We start from the raw sequence: 16,974 nt of genomic DNA, 5'->3' as shown, positions 1-16,974 counted from the left end.
CGCGTTGTAGAGGGTGGGCAGCAACGCGCACCGCTGCCTACAGTCAAATTGAATCTGCTTGCGGACCCAGGGCCACTGGCTTGCCATGCGGTGTAGTCATGTAGGCGTTTCGCCAATCCTGTTGGCGTTTGTCCACCTCGGCCCGTGGTGCGAACTGGCTCTTGTCCAGTATCTGCTCCAGAGCGCTGAGAAAGGCCCCGTAATAGATCGCGTCGGGGTCCATGGCTGTATCGGTCGCCCGTCGATCAAGCTCGGCGCCCAGGGTCTGAGACCAATCCTCGGCTTCGATCTTTCCGTCGGCGATGAGCAGCTCGACCAACGCAATGACCTGAGCGTGCCATTGCTCGGAGAAGACAGGTTCGCCATCGCGATGGCGCCGTGCGCGACGGGCAATCTCAGGCCTGCTCAAGATAGCTGTCCCACATGTCGATCCGCAGGCTGTCTGCGCTGTCGCCGGCTTCAGGCCAAAGATCCGACATGCGAAACCGCACGACGTATGTCTGCTCGCGCCGTATCGTGCCGACAGCTTTCTCGTCGGGCAAAGGCTGTGGTCCGTTCACGCTGTCGACAACCCCGGGTCGGCCGCGGACATACCCAGCCAGCCGCGTGTGCATTGTGGCGACGTCGCGCCGTGCCACAATCTTATCGCCAGCCTTGAACCTTGCCCCTATGGGCGAGACCTCGACCGCAGGCCTGGGCGCCTCGTATTCGAAGGTTCGACTTGAGGCCCTGCCGTCGAAGAACTCCTGAACGCCCGCGACACCTTCATCCACAGACGTGACCATCATGCCCAGAATCCACTTCTCGAAATAGTCGAGGCCGAGGTAGGCGTCTGGGGGAAGCCTTTCCAAGACGTGGCGATACCAATCGAGCGTCCAGCCCGTGCGATCCGTCGTCAGCTTTTTCATCGACATCATGGCGATCGCCCATGTTCGCGCCTTCCATTCATCGGAAAACAGCGCCGAGTCATCTTCTGCGACGTTTGGGATCGGTCTGAACCCTTGCCTGCCGCCGAGGTCGTGTACCGTATCCATCACCCCACCACCTGCTTTGGCGACAGATCCCTCATCGTCCCGATCATTGCATTGCGCGTCACGAGGCCGGCAAGGTCCTCTTCGGTCCAGCCGTCCGTCCCCTTTGGACGCTCCGGGACCACCATGTACCGACGGTCTGAAGTCGAGTCCCACACCGTGACCTCAACCTTGTCCGGCAGGTCGGTTCCGAATTCGGCGAGAACGCCACGCGGATCGCGGACCACTCGCGCCCGGTACTCCGTCGACTTGTACCAAGATGGAGACATTCCCAAGATTCCAACTGGATAGCAGGAACACAAGGTGCAGACGACAACGTTGTGGATCTCAGGCGTGTTGAACACTGCGACAAGAGGGTAATCCTTCCTGACGCTTGGGACGATTTCCGAAAACGCCTCGGCGGCATGTTTCGCCAGGCGTTTGGCGAACTTAGGATCAGTCCACGCCCGCGCGATGACCTTGGCTCCATTCATCGGACCTACGTTTTCCGAGTAGTCGTCGAGCCACTTGTCCACGGCGTCGGCCGCCAGAAAGCCTTTCTCGACCAGAACCGTCTCCAGTGCTCTCAGGCGAAGCGCCGGTTCAGGCGGAAGATGGCTGTGCAATTCCCGATGAAGTTTGGCAACCTTGTCGGAATCGTATGAACTCATTGATGCCCTCCCTGAGTATCATTCTTCGCACCGCGCTGGGTTGGATTTTTAGGGTTGCGTGGCTAACTCCCCGCCGACCATCAAGGACCAGTTTATTGGAGCGGTGCCCTCGAGTCATTGACTTTCTGACCTCACGTCAGCTTAAAGGTCGAAGCCGATGTCTTGCTGCTTTGGGGCCCCTGCATGCGGCGACCGAACCGGGCGCCCACTAGGGCACGCGCCAGGCGCGACACCATTGCAGTTCGACACTCCGATATGATCGGCCCTTGATATCGTGTAAAACGATAGGGGTCCTCAGTGCTTCCGGAATGAGACGATGCGCCCGGCCAAGATCCGTCATTCGAGAAGTGATGGCGAGGATCGCGTACACAGAGCGATGGGCATAGCCTCGCGCGATCTGGTGTGCCTGGCTTTCTCTCGCGATCGCATCGCAGGCGGCCCATGCTAGGCGCGGCGAGAGCCTCGCGCCCCAACATACGACTTAACCGCATCACTTAGGATCGAACCATGATCCGAGTTGTGAAGGAGGAACGTCCATGACCGGCGACGCATTCTACCACGAGGGCAATCGCTCTCTGCAGGACCGCTTCGAGAGCCGGCGTATCGCCGACCGCCTGGCAGAGATGGCGCGGACGGCCTTCACCGACGAGGATAAGGCGTTCATCGAGAATGCGATTTACTTCTTTTTTGCCACGGTCGACGCCGAGGGGCGGCCAGATTGCTCGTTCAAGGGCGGCCCGGCCGGCTTCGTGCGTGTCATTGGGCCGTCGGAGCTGGCGTTCCCGGATTATGACGGCAACGGCATGTTCAGGAGCCTCGGCAACCTCGACGTCAATCCGAACGTCGCGCTGTTGTTCATCGCCATGCACGGCACGCCGCGTCGCCTGCGCGTTAACGGCGCCGCCCGAATCGACCGAGACGATCCGCTAACAGGCAAGACGGTCGGCGCACAGATGATGGTGCGCGTGGAGGCGCGCGTGATCTTCCCGAACTGTCCGCGCTACATCCCGACGATGCAGCTCAGCGAGCCGTCGCCCTTCACGCCCATGCCGGGCTGCGATCTGATCGAACCTGCTTGGAAAGGCTTCGACGCCTTCAAGGACGACGTCCATCCGCGCCAGCCGACATGGAAAGGCTGATCGACGGCAATCACCCTGTCACCCCAAAACCCGCGAAGCGCGGGGATAGGCGGTGACGCGGCCCTGCAAGTCAACTCCATCTCGCGGCGCTAGCTGGGCTCAGCTTGGCCGACCCTGCTGCTCAGTATTTGATGGATCGCATTTGCGCTGGGTCAAAGCTCGCCTCATCCATTGTGACTACAAGATGGTGATGGCAGTTGGCCGTTCGACCATGGAGACGATTCCAATGAAGCTGATGGCATCCCTGTCCTTGGCTACTTATCCAGATGCGAACTCCTCGAAAATCGCGGCGAACTCGGTTGCTCTCGTCAAGCAGATCGACGCATCGCTTGACGCTGTTGCCATCAATGTCGACATTCCCGACGTTTCGAACGCGCTGTCGAGCTACTTGCTTGATCTTCCCAACAAGATACGAGAGGTCGAGGCGACCAGCCGCAAGTGCGGCAGTGTTCTGCTAGAGGCCATTACGCAAGAAGCGGCACATAGCGGTGTGGCCCTCACGACTCAGGAGCTGACCGCACCACCGGCGCTGATGGGCGAGGTTGCCGCAAACCACTCCCGCTATTTCGATATCTGTCTGGTCGGCTGGGCGCCGGCCAACCAGACGGCGCGGATGATAGCCGAGGCAATACTGTTTGGTTCGGGTCGACCGACCCTGCTTCTGCCCGACTCCACTGACGTCGGGGTTCTTGGACATGTCGTTATCGCTTGGGACGGCAGCCGAGTCGCCGCCCGGGCCGCTGCCGATGCAAAGGCGTTTCTCGAACGTGCCTCGATGGTCACTGTTGTGACCGTGGCTGACGAAAAACCGCTTCCGGGACAGGACATCGGCGAACGCCTTGCGCAGGGCCTGAGGACGCGTGGCCGGGTGGCCGAGGCCGCCTCTATTCAAGCGGGGAAACGTTCAATCGGAACTGCCCTACAGGAACACGCTCTCAAGGTCGGCGGCAACCTGCTTGTCATGGGCGGATACGGTCATTCCCGCGTCAGGGACTTCGTGCTTGGTGGAGCCACCGAAGGCATTCTCGCCGATATGCGCCTGCCTGTTCTCCTGTCGCATTAGGTCGGCGCGAGATGAGAGGCGAGACGGATCCAGTCCTGCGCTTCCACGGCGCGGCCCATGGTGTCACCGGCTCGTGTTATGAAATCGAGACGCCGCATTCGCGCATCCTCATCGACTGCGGCCTGTTCCAAGGTTCCAAGTCCGAGAGGGAACTGAACTATGGTGCGTTCCCGTTTCCACCGGACGCGATTGACGCCGTCATCCTGACCCATGCGCATATCGACCACAGTGGCCTTTTGCCGAAACTGGTCAAACAGGGCTTTTCCGGTCCGATCCATACGACCCGTGCCACGATTGATCTTTGCTCGGTCATGCTGCCGGACGCGGCGCATATCCAGGAGATGGAGGTCGAGCACCTGAACCGTCGCAATGCGCAGCGCGGGCGCCCGCCCGTCGAGCCGATCTACGGTCAGCAGGATGCCGCCGCGTGCATGACATTGTTTCGGGCTTCGGAATATGGCGAATGGACCACCATCGCCGAAGGCGTTCGCACCCGCTTCTGGAACGCGGGCCACCTGCTTGGTTCGGCGTCGGTAGAGCTCGAGATCGACCGACATGATGTGCCGCTGAGCATCGTGTTTTCGGGCGACATCGGCCCAGGCCACAAGCTGCTTCAGACCGATCCCGAGGGGCCGGCCGACGTCGACTATCTGATCTGCGAATCGACTTATGGCGACCGGGACCGCCCGGACGTTTCGCCCGAACGGCGGCGATCTCAGCTCGGTGACGTCGTGCTCGGCGCCGCCGAGGCCGGCGGCCCCCTCATTATTCCGTCCTTCGCCGTCGAGAGGACCCAAGAACTGCTGATCGACCTGTATCTGCTCATGAAAGCCGGGGAGGCGCCATCAGCCCCGGTTTTTGTTGATTCGCCGCTGGCGACACGCGCCAGCGCGATTTTCGAGCGGCATGCCGACGAGATCGAGCAGGGTAACGTGCTGCGCCAGGCTCTCGGTTCAAAGGAACTGCGCTTCACGGAGACGGTGGAGCAGAGCAAGGCGATCAATCGCCTGAGTGGCTTCTTCGTGGTGATTGCAGCCAGTGGCATGTGCGACGCGGGGCGTATCCGCCATCATCTCAAGGCCAATCTCTGGCGCAGGAACGCCACTGTGATGATGGCCGGATATCAGGCCCAGGGGTCGCTCGGGAGGATCCTGCTAGACGGCGCGCAGCGCGTGCGCATCCAGGGTGAGGAAGTAGAGGTCAAGGCCCGTATCAGCCTGTTCGACCTTTATTCCGGACATGCCGATGCCAGTGAACTGGTCGCCTGGATCAGGGCCCGAACTCCTGTGAAGCAGCAGGTGTTCTTGACGCATGGAGAGGAGGCTGGACTCGGCGGCCTGCGTAGAAGGCTTGCAGGACTGATACCCGACGACAAGATCATCATCCCGAGGCTGGACGATGCTTTCCAATTGACTCCCGGTCGCAGTTTGCCGGTCGAGGTCAACGAGCCCCGCCGTTTGAAGCCGGAAAAGATTGCCCGCCTCGACTGGCACAATGACCTTTCAAAGCTTCTCCTGGACGTAAACGAGGCTGTTAGCGCCGCGACCGACGAACGGGGTCGAGCCGCAGTGATCAGGCGCATGCGCAGGGCGCTCGAGGACAAGGACGTGTAGGGGCCGGCCTTCTTGGTAACTGCTCCCCTGCACCGGCGCCTTTGTTCTCGTAGAGGCCGGGCTGCTCGAACGGGCGCCGCGAGAAGACGCACCGGATCTCGCCCGCGACTGAATCTGTGATTTCCCGACCTTGAGGCGGAAGAAGATCGCATCGTCTACGGCGAGCGATACCTTGAAGATCGTCACCATTTGACGATGCCGACGCCGGCGATATTGTGAACCGCATGACCGACCAGCCCAACCGACCGGACGACTATCCCGATCGCCAGATCGATCGCCAGCAGGAAGCAGGTTTTGACCGCAGAGTTCCCTTGCCCGCTGGCTACCGGCAAGGTGTCATCTCCGCGATCACCGTGCTGCTCGGATTTTCGCTTCTTTTCCTGCGGTACTGGAATTTCGAAGTCGAGGGCGGATGGACGTTTGCCTCGATCCTGGCGACGCTGCTGCTGGCACTGGCCATCGTCCTTCAGTTCGTTGCGCTGTGGCGGTCGTTGCTCCCACGAGACGACGACGAGCCGGTTTATCAGGTCACGCTGCGCTGGTTCCTCGCCTCGATCGTCGCTCTCCTTGCGGGCGTGCTGCTCGCCGGTCTGACGGCTTCGCACGTCTTCAATCTTTGATCGATTCCCGGCCGCTCGACTGTCCGCGTTGCGCAGATCAGCACGCTCGCATCTGGGAAGTCCTTGGGTCTTCTGAGATCTGGCGATAGCCCCGCCGCCCTCCAGCCTGACGCCTATTTCGCCTCGGGCGGTTCCCCCCGAGCCCGAACTTCCCGTAGATCGGGCGGCCCTCGCTGCGGGTCGGCGCTTCGTGGCGGCGAGAGATGTTAAGCCTTGCGCAATCTTCGCGGTCTATCTTAACTTGCAGATTGTGAGGGAACATGAAACGCAAGCCGCTTCTGCTTTTTGCCTTCCCGTTTCTCATTCTTGCGATCCTGGCAGGGGAACGCATGGCAGCCTTCTTGCTGGGAATCTATCCAGCCAGCCCTACCGCATGGTGGGTATGGCTTGAACTGCGCCCCTTGTCGACGATGCTTTGGCAGCAGGTCAACGCCTATCTGGGTGGCTCGATGGCTGCCGACGCCGCCATCCTTGGCGCCGCATCGATCGTCTGCTGGATGGCGTGCCAGACCCGGAGGTCGGCCTTCTTCTTCCTTACGAACCACGTCGCCCTGCTCTTCGCCGGGCTGATGATCGCGGTCGGCAGCCACTCGGAAACGGCGAGCACGATCGCCGCCTTCACGACGCCCCGGGGTCTTCCGTTCGCGCTGGCGATGGATTTCACCTTGAAGAACAGCCTGGTGCTGCTTCTGGGCGCTGCGGCCTGTGTGTACTGCCACGTCGTCTTCCTCAACGAAGCGCGGGCGCGGTTTGAAGCCCGGACCTCCCGCATCATGGCCCTGCAGCGCGATCTCTGAGCAATCCCGCGATCTCTACAGCAATTCCGGGAAAAATGTGAAACGGGTTTCCGGGAAAAGCGCGTAGCGCTTTCCCTTGGGGAGTCGCGTCAGAACTAAAGAGTTGGAGCGGGCGGCATTCGCCACCAGTGCCCTGCCAAAATCCATACCCTACGAGGTCTAATTGATCCTCTTGTAATAGACCTTGCCGTCAGGCTGCTGGATGCGCTGGTAGTTGGAGCTTGGGGGAGGGGGCGACGCCGGTGCGGCCCTCTTCCTGGGCGTGATACTGGGTTCGCTCGCGCTCGCGCCTTCGAGAGCTTCGGGCGCTTCCGCCAGCGTGCTGGTGGTCATCTCCGGCGGCTCCACCGCACCCGGCGTGGCCTCGTCGCCGGCGATCGGCCTAGTCAGTGCCAGCTGGGCAACGTTGCTATTGATCTCGTTGAAGCTGCCTTGCAGTTGGCTGTCCAGTTTCTCGAACCGGCTCTGGAAGCCGTTGTTGACCGTGTCGAGCCGTGCCGCGATCCGCTGCTCGAACGCCCCGAGCTGCTCCAGCCGCGCTTCGACGAAACGCAAGTCGTTCATGCCGCGATAGAGATAGATCGCGGCCGCCATGTTGACCACGGTGAGGAGCAAGCCGCCGCTGGCGATGAGAATGCCGATCGTCTTTATCTTGCTCGGTTTCTCGATGGCGTCCTGTTCGCGCGGTTCCTGGTTTCCGATATCGATCGCCGGCATGTCCGGTTCGCTGAGCATCGTCATTGGACCACCACCTTCGCGCCGACCGCGACGCGCTTGAAAAGATCGATCACATCGGTGTTTGTAAGCCGAAAACATCCCGATGTCCCGTCGAACCCGACACCGGACGGATCATTGGTGCCGTGTATCCGGTAGAGTGTGTCGCGACCGTCACGAAGCAGGTAGAGCGCCCTTGCGCCAAGAGGATTGTAGGGCCCGGCTGGCACCATTTTCGGCAACTCCGGCTGGCGGGCCCGCATTTCCTGCGGCGGGCGCCACTCCGGCCATTCGGTCTTCGCCCCCACCTTGACGACGCCTGTCCAGCCGAACCCATCGCGTCCGACGCTGATCTGGTAGCGTAGCGCCTGGCCTTGGCGGGTCACCAGGTAAAGCGCTTTCTCGTTCTTGCGGATGATGATCGTTCCTGGCTGCTCGGTGGTTGCGAAGGCAACCGTCTTGCGCAGGCTGGGGCCCATTGCCGGCAGCGGCGGCCGATCAGAAAGGCTCGATCTCGCCTGGGCGAAGTCCTGGACTGATAGCGCCAACGCCGCGCCCAGCAGGCTGGCGTAGGCCAACCCCTGGACGATCCGGTAGCTAGCGTGCAGCGTCATCGAGCCGCTCTTTGAACATCCGCTTCAGGTCCTTGTTGAAGCGCGCCCGCCCATCGACTTCGGAAGGCAGGATCGCACGATTCAAGGCGTCGGTCAGCAGCGCATTGTCCAGCGGGACCGACTTGATGTGCGGCGCCTTGAAGATCTTCTCGAGCTCACTGCGTGAGAAGTGGTTGCCGAACCATTTGCGCTTGTGCTTGTTGGCGACCAGCGTGATGTTGACCGCGTTGCCGCGCAGTTCGCGGATTTTCTTGTAGAGCCGTTTGCCTTGCCGCAGCGAAGCGACATTGAGTTCGAAGACGATGAAGATCTCATCGCTCGTCGACAGCACGGAGTTGTGCCAGGGCGTCTCGATGTTCGGCAGGTCGATGACGATGTCGTCGAAACGGTAGGCGACGAGGTCCAGCAGTCGGAACACGAAATCGCTGCCGTGCGGCTCGAAAGGCAGTTGCGGCCTTTCGAAGGCATAGAGGGTGAGGCCGGACGGGCGCGACAGCTTGATGACATCCATCAGTTCGACATCGAGCCGTTCTGGCTGACCGATGATGCCGGCCAGGTCGAACTGGTTGAACAGATTGAGATAGGCGCCGCAATTGGCGCTCTGGAAGTCGAGGTCGACCAGGCAAGTGGAAGCCGCGCGTTCGGCCGATTTCGAGGCCAGGAATTCGGCCGCCGACAAAGCCAGTGTCGTGCCACCGGCACCGCCGCTGGCGCTGATGAAGGTGATGATCCGGCTTTTCGTTCCCTGGTTGCCGGTGTCGTGGAAGGTCACCGCGTTGAGCAGTTCCTTGGCATCGAGCGGCTTGTGCAGCCAGTCGGAAGCGTTCATGCGCACCAGCACCCGCGTCTGCTCCGACGTCAATTCGCCGGAAACTGCGATCAGCGGTACGCTTGCCCATTTGGACCGCGCCTCGACGATACCTGCCTGGCCGAGCACGTCGCCATTGGCAAGGTCGAGGATGACGATGCCGGGTCGCGTGTCGGCGGGCGGCCCCTTGAGGAAGTCGGCCGTCTCGGAAACCCTGACATCGTAGATCGCCAGCGCCTCGAGCCGCGTCGCCACCTCGCGCTTGAAGTTCGGATCCGACGAGAACAGCGCCACCTGCTTGCGCTTGGTCGGTGTAACCTTGGTGTTGATGGCATTCATGGCGTCCACGTGCTCTTCATGTCTTCGCCCGTGACCGTGCTCAGCATGGAGGGCATGGTGATGGTTCCGAATCCGAGCAATCCGGCCAGGAAAAAGAACTGAAAGGGATGGTCGGTGATGCTGACCGTAATCGTCGGCACCGGCCCCTCAGGGCGCGTCCAATATCCGAGTCCTGACGCCTGATATTGTATCCTGACCTCGGACTTCACTAAGGTTGGCAGGAACCTCTGCATTCCGGCCCGGTTGCCGTTGCCGCTGAAAATGAAATCAAAGGCGGCCTGGCTCGCATTCAGGTTCTGGCACGTAGCGCCTGCGCCACAAGTGCAAGAGACGGTTCCAGCGGCATTGGCCGTGCAGATATAGTTGTAGGTGTTTGCGGGCACCGCGGTACCGACTTTAGTGACATCGCTCTGCGTCAACGTCTCAAGCAAAAGCCCGCTGGCGACAGGTGCAGAGATCTCTGCCAGTCTTGCGCCGGCCTGCACCGCTTTGTTCCCGGCGTTCCACTGGAAAAAGGCGTAGCCGAAGTCGACAAAACCCAGCAGCAGCGTCAGCAGCAATGGCAGAGCGATGGCCATTTCGACCATCGTGGCGCCCGACTGCTCGGCGCGGAACCTTCGGTTCTCCATCACCATCCGAAGACGCGCTCCTGATGCGATACGTTGATGTTGAGGGTTCCAAGGCCCAGATAATCCCAGAACACGATGCCGTTGTATGGCAACTCGGTGCTGACCTGCACGACGTTCACCGTGCCGGTGCTACTGAGATAAAGCACGTTGCCGCTGCCATCGACCGCTGGGGTGGAAACAGGCTTGGTGATCAAGACTTGATCCGGGGTCCATCCCGGAACTCTTGCGCTGCCGCCAGCGATCGCCCCATTTGCCGCAAGGTTTTGTGCCAGGCCCTGGCAAGTAGCCCAATCGCTGCTGCAGCGCGCCATATAGCGCGCAGCATCTTCGACGCCTGCTTCAAGCAGGAGACGCGTGTTCAGAACGTTGGAGAACTCGAACACGCCGGCCGACAATAGCAATACGAGTGGTATAGTGATCGCGACTTCCACCAAGGCGGCGCCGCTTTCGTCGCCTTGGAACCGCCGGATGATTTTGCCCAACCTGGTCATGTCGCCCTACCGATACAGCTGGGCTTCGTTGCGGAATGCTTTGTCTACAAGGGTGTTGTTGGCAAACCCTCCATCGACGTCGACGATCTCCAGGCTGATCGGCTTCTCGCCGGCCGAAGGATCGTCAGGGTCCTTGGTGTTGTCCTGCTTTTGAACCGGAGTGTTGATGAACACGCTTGCATAGCCATCCGGCTTTAGCTGGGTGTGGCCATTGATCTTGGCCTGGTTGGCGATGCAGTCGACGATCGCCATGTTGAGCAGGCGGCGGTCAGGATCCGGCGTTGGGTTGTCACCCTTGAAGCAAGACGGCGTCCCAGATTCTTTTGTCGGCGCCTTGGACTTGTCCCCGACGAGCCCGTGCGCAATCTCGTATTTATAGACGTCATATCTGGAAGCCGGGACAGTGGTGGTGCCAGTTGGGTTGGTGGCGGCAGGGACGTTGGGGTATGTCGTGCCGTGATTGATCGACCAATAACTGGACCAAAAGCCTTGCGCAGCAATCTGATCTGACATTCCTTTTGAGTCGACATAGTTTGCGCCGGGAGGCAGAGGCAGCGCCGTTCCATCCGTAACGGGGTCATATTTGCTGCAACCGGTCTTCTGGCCCTTGCGAACATTGCTCGCAGGCCGGTACGCCCAATCCTTGTTATTCTTGTTAAGCGAGCCGCTATAGAGATCGAACCGGGTATTCAGTCCAGTATTGACTTGTCCCAAGGTGACGCCGGTTTTCGTGGTGAGCGCATCGCGGTTGTAGCAGGTACCAGAGGTGCCCATCGCTATGGCATCTCGCAGTGAACTCAGATTGTTGTCGATCAACCCGAAGTTGCCGGGTCCAGGGTTCGAGTCCACTTTCAGAATGCGGAATTCCCGACTATAGGTGTCTCCCGACGCGAAGGCTTGCTGAATCGTCTTGCTGGTCAACGGGTCGGCCGTCTCGAACGGGTTGCACATGAAGATCGGCACGGTTTCGCAGATCGACTGAACGAACCCGGCCACGGCTTGTGGCTGGATGTCCATGGTGTTGGCGCTGCCAATCATGCTTGCCGGAAAGATCGTCGCAAATGCGCCGGCACCATCAGCCAAACCGGACGCGTTCACCGTCACTAAGGAGAACTGCACCGCTTTCGGGTCGGTGCTTGACCAATCATGGCCAGTGGAGTCGACGCCATCAGCAGTCAAAGTGGTGTCATCGCTGGCGGGTATCCCGGTCAGGTATTTGATCGTGACATCGGCAAGAGCCAGTGTGTGATTGTCTGCCGTTGAAAATTTGGTTGTGTTGCTGAGGAGAGTAGTCGCCGCCCGGTTGGCTCGGTCAATCGAATCCGCCCTGCCATCAAGCTCTGAAGCTGTCGCAAGCGCAAGCGCATCGATACCTTTCTGCAGATCGTTGTGAAGCCCGTTGAGCCTGGCCATATCGATGGCCAGCACGGAAAAACCGATCAGAACCGGAAACATTATCGCCACGAAGATCATCGCTACGCCGCGTTGATCGTTCCAGAACGCACGAATGGCCCCCAACATGACCTTACTCTCTCTCTCACCTTGCGCCAGGGCCCTTCGCATGCCCGGCGCCTCCGCATCCTTCCGTTCAGTTCACTGCGTTGTCACACCCGAGTTGCCGACATTGACCGTGATAGGCGGTGGCGCCGGCGGCGGTGGTGGATGTTTGTAGTTCTCGCCAACATTGGCGGCGCGGGTGCCGTCACCTTCGATCTTCGTGTTCTTTGAAGCCGGGTTGAGCGTGTCGACCGTCTGCAGCAGCGAATTGAACTTCTGCGTGTCGCCGGCGGCCAAGGTCACCGAATCGTAGTTGTTCAGATAGTCCGCGGCGCAGCCCGACAGCGCGCCGGCGCACAGAACGAGGATCAGGGCGCTATTTCTTGACATAGAGCATCTTGTCCTTCGATTTGAAGTCGAGCATGTGGCCATAGGGGCCGGTGACGCCGTCGCCGGTTTCATATTTGCGGATCATGTCTTTGTTCACCTCGAGCTGCCCGAGGATAAAGAACTCCGGGTCGTTGGCGGGCCGCGTCTTGTCGAACGGTGTCGCCAGCTGCTCGCCGGGCTTAACCGGCCGCACGACATGCGGCGTGACGATGACCACGAGTTCGGTTTCTTCCTGCTGGTTGCTCGAATTGCGGAACAGCGTCCCGATAACCGGCACCTGGCCGAGCCACGGCACCTGGTTCTGAAGCTTGGTGGTTTTGCTCGACAGAAGTCCGCCCACGGCGAAGCTCTGGCCGTCGCGCAACTCGACCACGGTCGCAAGCTTACGGTTGGTGAAGATCGGGTCGCCGGCGGTTGTGAAGCCGGTCAGGTCGCTGACCTCCGGCGCCAGCTTCATATGGATCTTACCGTCGTCGAGCACGATCGGCGTGAACGTAAGGTTGACGCCGAATTGCTTGAAATCGATCTGGACCAGGCCATCCGTGCCGATGCTGCGGATTGGGACTTCGCCGCCGGCGTTGAAGCTGGCCGGCTCGCCTGAAAGCGTGGTGAGGTTGGGGTTAGCGAGCGTGCGCACCACGCCCTTGGCCTCCAACGCCTCGATGATCAGATCGATCTTGAGGTTGTTGTCGATGACGCGCGTGATCAGGGCTCCGAAGGGATTGGAGTTCGATAGGAGGCCGCTGAGCATATCGCCTGGCCCGAGCACGATATTGTCCTGGTCGACGGCGGCAACACCAGTACCGGTACGGGTCGTGCCTCTGCTGTTGGTGCTCTTGATCGACACGCCGAGATCGCGGCCGGCGTTGCGCTTGGCTTCCAGCACGCGCACTTCCAGATTGACCTGTTGGCTGTCGTCGACGATGACGGAGTTGATGATGGCATCGGGGCCATATTGCTGCGCAACTTCCATGATTGCCGCCAGCGTGGCGCCGTCCTTGACATGGCCGGCAAGCCTGACCCTGCCGTTGACCGAACCGACTTCGATGCGCGACTTTGGAGCCACCTGGCGGATCGCCTGCGCCATGTCGCTGACGTCGACGCCGACCTCGATCTGGATGACGCCGAGCGAACGCTTGTCCGTGGAGAAGAGATTGACCGTAGTGGTGCCGGCGCCCTTTCCGATGACGTAGAGCGTGCGGTCGGTCATCGGCTGGGCATCGGCGATCTTCTCGTCGCCGACGACGATGTCACCCAGATTGGCATTCACCTGGATCGTTACCGATTGCGACATCGGCAGGAAGATCTTGTGGACGCTGGGGTTCGACACATCGATGAAGCGGTCTGCAGCGTGAGCCGCGAGGCTCAACGACAGCAACGGACAGAGACAGGCTAGAACGAAGGCCGCCAGTGGTCCCCAGAACACGCGCATTTACGCTACCCCCTCGCCGGCTGATTCGGACTCCAGATATCCTAGTATGCCGGTGTTATTTTTGTCGTGGCACATCATATGTTTCGAGCTTTATACCTCGAAACACACCGACTGTCGCCCGCGCCGGTGGTTCCGGCTGCACATATTTGACCACTTCCTTGACAACTTCTTTCACCTGCGGCGCAGAAGCCACAGCCGGAGCCGGCTTCACCTTGCTCAGATCGTCGAGCTTGCTTCCCACCCGGTCCACGGCTTGGGTCAAACCGGCTATCTTGTCGTCGGCGCGTCTGCGCTCCTCCGCGGCCGCCGCTTCCGCCGCAGCCTTCTCGTCGAGTTCGGCCTGCCTTTTGGCGACGTCGGCTGGCGTTTCGCCGGTCAGGTCGGAAAGCGTTATGCGTTCGGTCATCTCGCCCTGGCTGGCCGCGGCCTGGCGAAGCGCCAGCGACAACTGCCCGGCGCCCGCTGCAAGAGTCAGCTTCTGCGCATCCTTGGTGCTGGCCTCGAGCGTCACCGACTTCACCACCGTCGGATTGTCCTTGCTCTCATCGGCCACCTGGTCGACGGCGAGCACCTTCATGCTCTGCAGCAGCACGTCGACAAAACTCCTGTCCGCGCCATCGTCGCCGCGCGCCGTGCGTGTCAGCAAAACATCGACCCGGTCACCCGGGAAGACGAAGCCGGCAACGCCGAGCACGTCGTTGACGCGGATGGAAACCGCTTTCATCCCTTCGCCGAGCACCGCCGAAAGCGTGGCACGCTGGCCGGGACCGGTGATCTTGCTGGCAAGAACGGGTTCGTTTGCGCTGATTGCCTGTAGCGCCTGCCTTGCGCCTTCGCCGGCCAGGGCATCCTTGGTCGTCTTGAACGCGCCTGCCGGTATTGCGCCCGCCGGCCAGGGAATTTCGCGCAGCTTGTCGGCGCTGAGCGTGTCGCCGAATTTCAGCGGCACTGCCGCCACCACGACCGTATCGCGCTCGCTACCATTCGACTGTGCCATCGCATTGCGCTGGCCGGCCAGCCAGATGTTGGCAAGTACCACCGCCAGTACGCCGAACACGCCGGCGAGAACAATCATGATCAGAGTATTGGCACGCATCTTCCCACCCCAAATCGCCCCCCCAAAGGGCGATGCTAGTTTTCCGTGATGCAGAAAGCCTGGGCCGGGACCGACCGGTCCCGACCCAAGAGTTTATGGTTACGGTGTGCAATCGCCGCCGGCGCCGCCAGCCTTCGTGACACCCTTGGTGTTCAGGTTGGCGCAAAGACCGGTGAACTGATCACCAACCCAACCGCCGATAGCGAGGATCGCGAGCAGCGATGCCGCAGCGATAATGCCGACAAGGATGGAATATTCGACCATGGCAGCGCCGTTTTCGTCGTCGCGGAACTGCCGGGTCATCGTCATGAGCTTCTTCATGCCAATTTCTCCTTCTGGAGGTTTGAACCCGACGAGACAGAGCCAAGGATGAAATCCATACCCAAGCATCCCCCGTCATCTCGATCCTTGTCCCACGAAAAAGCAGAGTCAAACAGATTAACAGTTCCTTAACCTTCCAATACCTGATCAGGGGGTGGGTTAGTTTTTACAAGAGCTTGATTCGATTAATTTTTCAACCTTCTTAACCATTCATTCACAATTTGGCCATACGTCCGAATTCGGTATCACTAAATTAGTCCATATGCATAATCCTTTATATATAAGGGCTTACGAGGGGGGTATCGACCCGACGTGGCTCATTGCAATCGTTCATGTTCCGTGAGGTAACAGGCCGGCGCGTGGCCTTGACGTGTCGCCAAATAAAACGATTTTTTTTTGCGCTTCTTGTTAACTATGCCGTAAGTATTGGCTGGTCGCGACCTCGCGCGCCGCTTGTGCCATGCGTGGTTAACAGTTAGTTTCCGCGTCACGAATTTAGCGGGGGCTAACGCATCGTGGTGGGCGGTTCGGCAATGGGTGGGGAGCAGGTGGTCATGCAGGTGTCGCATCATGGATGTGACGTGACTGCTGATTTGCCCCACGCCAGACCTACGGGATGTTCAGAGTATAAATCGGCTCAAGGCAGTGCGGCAATTTATCGGGGCCGTCAGCTCAATGCGTTTGTTTTGGCCTTGCTCGCAGGTCTCGCGGCTGCAGTTTCGATCTGGTACCCGTTTTCGACTGTAAGCGTAGAGCCGGTTCTTTGGCTTCGAACTGCGATCTCAGCAATGCCTATGGTCTTGCTGTGGGTTGCGCTTGGCGCGATGCGCTACCAACTTCGCAAAACTCCCTTTCGCTATCGCGACATGTTGAGCGATGTCGCAAGCAGGCTCCAGAGTCTGATCGTGACATTGAGCGTTATCACTCTCTTCTCGGTTGAAATTTTGTTGTTGTCCTATTTGGCAACCGCAACCAGCCGTCCTTTGATGGACGTATATCTGGCCGCGGGTGACGCTGCCCTGGGCTTCGATTGGGTGGCATATGTCGGGCGGCTGAATGAACATCCTTGGATCGTGTCGGTACTTTCGTACGCCTATTTCAGCCTGAAGGTTCAGTTTCTGCTGTTGCCAGCCATCCTTGCCTTGACCGCCCGTTCGGGCCGGCTAAAGGAATTCGCCGCGCATTTTGGGCTGGCCGGTGGTTTGACCTGCCTGATCATGATGGCGGTGCCGGCGGCGGGGACTATGGATTTCTACCATCCTTCGCCGGATCTTTTGAGTTCTTTTGGTCCTGATGCCTCAGCGCGCCACCTTGAACAGCTCCATGCACTTCGGATGTTGAAGCCGTTCCTGATCCAGTATCCGGAGGGTCTTGTGACCTTCCCGTCGTTCCACTCTGCACTGGCTGCGATATTTGTCTATTCCGTGCGAGGCATTCGCTACGTGGCGCCCCCCGTCTATCTGTTGAACGCCATGCTGATACTCGCCGCGCTGCCAGAAGGCGGTCACTACCTTGTCGATATTCTTGCGGGCTTCGCGGTCGCCGCCGTCTCGATTCTAACAGTCCATCAGATTGCCAAACTCGAGATCCTGCAACAAACTGGTTACGAAGAAGCGCAATCGTCGGAGCAGCAGGCATGATCATGACCTTACTTAACTATGGAATGAACCGCCTCGCGAACTCCTTGTGGCCAGTCAATAGGATCCGTTCAGCGGCATTGGAGACTTACG

General features: G+C 60.0%; 19 protein-coding genes. 6 read left to right on the top strand and 13 right to left on the bottom strand.

Features of this window, described 5'->3' with window-relative positions:
- Nucleotides 1-43: 43 nt before the first annotated feature.
- From AC1D2G_RS28060 to nthA, 3 genes are read right to left on the bottom strand one after another with little or no spacing between them, the layout of a single operon-like run.
- Nucleotides 44-409 (bottom strand): hypothetical protein, encoded by a 366-nt coding sequence (locus AC1D2G_RS28060; protein ID WP_457152644.1) that lies wholly within the window; start codon nt 407-409, stop codon nt 44-46.
- The gene (locus tag AC1D2G_RS28055; protein ID WP_457152643.1) at nt 396-1,034 is read right to left on the bottom strand and encodes an SH3-like domain-containing protein; all 639 of its coding nucleotides are present in this window, start codon (nt 1,032-1,034) and stop codon (nt 396-398) included. The genes AC1D2G_RS28060 and AC1D2G_RS28055 overlap by 14 nt, the downstream gene beginning before the upstream one ends.
- Entirely contained in the window at nt 1,034-1,681 is a 648-nt protein-coding gene (gene nthA / locus AC1D2G_RS28050) for a nitrile hydratase subunit alpha (RefSeq protein WP_477418115.1), read from the bottom strand. Before nthA ends, AC1D2G_RS28055 begins: the two co-directional genes overlap by 1 nt.
- A 536-nt stretch (nt 1,682-2,217) precedes the next feature.
- On the opposite strand from nthA, the gene AC1D2G_RS28045 reads away from it, so the two are divergent.
- The 5 genes from AC1D2G_RS28045 (at nt 2,218) to AC1D2G_RS28025 (ending at nt 6,913) form a co-directional block, all read left to right on the top strand.
- The gene (locus tag AC1D2G_RS28045; protein WP_457152641.1) at nt 2,218-2,820 is read left to right on the top strand and encodes a pyridoxamine 5'-phosphate oxidase family protein; all 603 of its coding nucleotides are present in this window, start codon (nt 2,218-2,220) and stop codon (nt 2,818-2,820) included.
- A gap of 226 nt (nt 2,821-3,046) precedes the next feature.
- Nucleotides 3,047-3,883 carry a universal stress protein gene (locus tag AC1D2G_RS28040; protein WP_477418113.1) on the top strand — a complete coding sequence of 279 codons (837 nt, stop codon included), beginning with the start codon at nt 3,047-3,049 and terminating at the stop codon, nt 3,881-3,883.
- A gap of 11 nt (nt 3,884-3,894) precedes the next feature.
- The gene (locus AC1D2G_RS28035; RefSeq protein WP_477418111.1) at nt 3,895-5,496 is read left to right on the top strand and encodes an MBL fold metallo-hydrolase; all 1,602 of its coding nucleotides are present in this window, start codon (nt 3,895-3,897) and stop codon (nt 5,494-5,496) included.
- Nucleotides 5,497-5,720: 224 nt separating this feature from the next.
- Nucleotides 5,721-6,116: a hypothetical protein gene (locus AC1D2G_RS28030; protein WP_477418109.1), complete on the top strand. Its 396-nt coding sequence runs from the start codon at nt 5,721-5,723 to the stop codon at nt 6,114-6,116.
- Between the two features lie 260 nt (nt 6,117-6,376).
- Nucleotides 6,377-6,913 carry a hypothetical protein gene (locus AC1D2G_RS28025; protein WP_457152637.1) on the top strand — a complete coding sequence of 179 codons (537 nt, stop codon included), beginning with the start codon at nt 6,377-6,379 and terminating at the stop codon, nt 6,911-6,913.
- Nucleotides 6,914-7,072: 159 nt separating this feature from the next.
- On the opposite strand, the gene AC1D2G_RS28020 is transcribed toward AC1D2G_RS28025, so the two are convergent.
- The 10 genes from AC1D2G_RS28020 to AC1D2G_RS27975 form a co-directional block, all read right to left on the bottom strand.
- Nucleotides 7,073-7,654: a hypothetical protein gene (locus tag AC1D2G_RS28020; protein WP_477225482.1), complete on the bottom strand. Its 582-nt coding sequence runs from the start codon at nt 7,652-7,654 to the stop codon at nt 7,073-7,075.
- Nucleotides 7,651-8,241 carry a L,D-transpeptidase gene (locus tag AC1D2G_RS28015; RefSeq protein WP_477418107.1) on the bottom strand — a complete coding sequence of 197 codons (591 nt, stop codon included), beginning with the start codon at nt 8,239-8,241 and terminating at the stop codon, nt 7,651-7,653. Before AC1D2G_RS28015 ends, AC1D2G_RS28020 begins: the two co-directional genes overlap by 4 nt.
- On the bottom strand, nt 8,225-9,388 hold the full coding sequence (locus AC1D2G_RS28010; RefSeq protein ID WP_477418204.1) for a CpaE/TadZ family protein: 1,164 nt from the start codon (nt 9,386-9,388) through the stop codon (nt 8,225-8,227). Before AC1D2G_RS28010 ends, AC1D2G_RS28015 begins: the two co-directional genes overlap by 17 nt.
- Nucleotides 9,385-10,023, bottom strand: a complete 639-nt coding sequence (locus AC1D2G_RS28005) for a TadE/TadG family type IV pilus assembly protein (RefSeq protein ID WP_477225484.1) — start codon at nt 10,021-10,023, stop codon at nt 9,385-9,387. The genes AC1D2G_RS28010 and AC1D2G_RS28005 overlap by 4 nt, the downstream gene beginning before the upstream one ends.
- Nucleotides 10,017-10,508 (bottom strand): TadE/TadG family type IV pilus assembly protein, encoded by a 492-nt coding sequence (locus tag AC1D2G_RS28000; protein ID WP_477399444.1) that lies wholly within the window; start codon nt 10,506-10,508, stop codon nt 10,017-10,019. Before AC1D2G_RS28000 ends, AC1D2G_RS28005 begins: the two co-directional genes overlap by 7 nt.
- 6 nt (nt 10,509-10,514) lie before the next feature.
- On the bottom strand, nt 10,515-12,029 hold the full coding sequence (locus AC1D2G_RS27995) for a TadE/TadG family type IV pilus assembly protein (RefSeq protein WP_477418105.1): 1,515 nt from the start codon (nt 12,027-12,029) through the stop codon (nt 10,515-10,517).
- Nucleotides 12,030-12,101: 72 nt separating this feature from the next.
- A complete protein-coding gene (locus tag AC1D2G_RS27990) occupies nt 12,102-12,395 on the bottom strand; it encodes a hypothetical protein (RefSeq protein ID WP_477400096.1) in 294 nt (97 codons plus the stop codon).
- A complete protein-coding gene (locus AC1D2G_RS27985; protein ID WP_477418103.1) occupies nt 12,382-13,827 on the bottom strand; it encodes a type II and III secretion system protein family protein in 1,446 nt (481 codons plus the stop codon). Before AC1D2G_RS27985 ends, AC1D2G_RS27990 begins: the two co-directional genes overlap by 14 nt.
- A 55-nt stretch (nt 13,828-13,882) precedes the next feature.
- Entirely contained in the window at nt 13,883-14,923 is a 1,041-nt protein-coding gene (gene cpaB / locus AC1D2G_RS27980; RefSeq protein ID WP_477400094.1) for a Flp pilus assembly protein CpaB, read from the bottom strand.
- A gap of 99 nt (nt 14,924-15,022) precedes the next feature.
- Nucleotides 15,023-15,244, bottom strand: coding sequence for a Flp family type IVb pilin (locus AC1D2G_RS27975; RefSeq protein ID WP_477400093.1), 222 nt, complete (start codon nt 15,242-15,244; stop codon nt 15,023-15,025).
- 554 nt (nt 15,245-15,798) lie between these two features.
- On the opposite strand from AC1D2G_RS27975, the gene AC1D2G_RS27970 reads away from it, so the two are divergent.
- Complete coding sequence (locus tag AC1D2G_RS27970; RefSeq protein WP_477418101.1) at nt 15,799-16,884, top strand: phosphatase PAP2 family protein; 1,086 nt, start codon at nt 15,799-15,801, stop codon at nt 16,882-16,884.
- Nucleotides 16,885-16,974 lie beyond the last annotated feature (90 nt).

The organism is Mesorhizobium sp. P2_C7 (assembly GCF_056404515.1).
Note: the sequence above shows the minus strand (reverse complement) of the source record. Positions and strands in the feature narration are given on the sequence as shown.

Bases quoted from the DNA above. Each gene is read 5' to 3' on its own strand.
- AC1D2G_RS28040 (WP_477418113.1), top strand. From the start codon at position 3,047: ATGAAGCTGATGGCATCCCTGTCCTTGGCTACTTATCCAGATGCGAAC.
- AC1D2G_RS28045 (WP_457152641.1), top strand. From the start codon at position 2,218: ATGACCGGCGACGCATTCTACCACGAGGGCAATCGCTCTCTGCAGGAC.
- nthA (WP_477418115.1), bottom strand. From the start codon at position 1,681: ATGAGTTCATACGATTCCGACAAGGTTGCCAAACTTCATCGGGAATTG.
- cpaB (WP_477400094.1), bottom strand. From the start codon at position 14,923: ATGCGTGCCAATACTCTGATCATGATTGTTCTCGCCGGCGTGTTCGGC.
- AC1D2G_RS27995 (WP_477418105.1), bottom strand. From the start codon at position 12,029: ATGTTGGGGGCCATTCGTGCGTTCTGGAACGATCAACGCGGCGTAGCG.
- AC1D2G_RS27985 (WP_477418103.1), bottom strand. From the start codon at position 13,827: ATGCGCGTGTTCTGGGGACCACTGGCGGCCTTCGTTCTAGCCTGTCTC.
- AC1D2G_RS28000 (WP_477399444.1), bottom strand. From the start codon at position 10,508: ATGACCAGGTTGGGCAAAATCATCCGGCGGTTCCAAGGCGACGAAAGC.
- AC1D2G_RS28035 (WP_477418111.1), top strand. From the start codon at position 3,895: ATGAGAGGCGAGACGGATCCAGTCCTGCGCTTCCACGGCGCGGCCCAT.
- AC1D2G_RS27970 (WP_477418101.1), top strand. From the start codon at position 15,799: ATGCAGGTGTCGCATCATGGATGTGACGTGACTGCTGATTTGCCCCAC.
- AC1D2G_RS28025 (WP_457152637.1), top strand. From the start codon at position 6,377: ATGAAACGCAAGCCGCTTCTGCTTTTTGCCTTCCCGTTTCTCATTCTT.
- AC1D2G_RS28020 (WP_477225482.1), bottom strand. From the start codon at position 7,654: ATGACGATGCTCAGCGAACCGGACATGCCGGCGATCGATATCGGAAAC.
- AC1D2G_RS28015 (WP_477418107.1), bottom strand. From the start codon at position 8,241: ATGACGCTGCACGCTAGCTACCGGATCGTCCAGGGGTTGGCCTACGCC.
- AC1D2G_RS27990 (WP_477400096.1), bottom strand. From the start codon at position 12,395: ATGTCAAGAAATAGCGCCCTGATCCTCGTTCTGTGCGCCGGCGCGCTG.
- AC1D2G_RS28010 (WP_477418204.1), bottom strand. From the start codon at position 9,388: ATGAATGCCATCAACACCAAGGTTACACCGACCAAGCGCAAGCAGGTG.
- AC1D2G_RS27975 (WP_477400093.1), bottom strand. From the start codon at position 15,244: ATGAAGAAGCTCATGACGATGACCCGGCAGTTCCGCGACGACGAAAAC.
- AC1D2G_RS28005 (WP_477225484.1), bottom strand. From the start codon at position 10,023: ATGGTGATGGAGAACCGAAGGTTCCGCGCCGAGCAGTCGGGCGCCACG.
- AC1D2G_RS28055 (WP_457152643.1), bottom strand. From the start codon at position 1,034: ATGGATACGGTACACGACCTCGGCGGCAGGCAAGGGTTCAGACCGATC.
- AC1D2G_RS28030 (WP_477418109.1), top strand. From the start codon at position 5,721: ATGACCGACCAGCCCAACCGACCGGACGACTATCCCGATCGCCAGATC.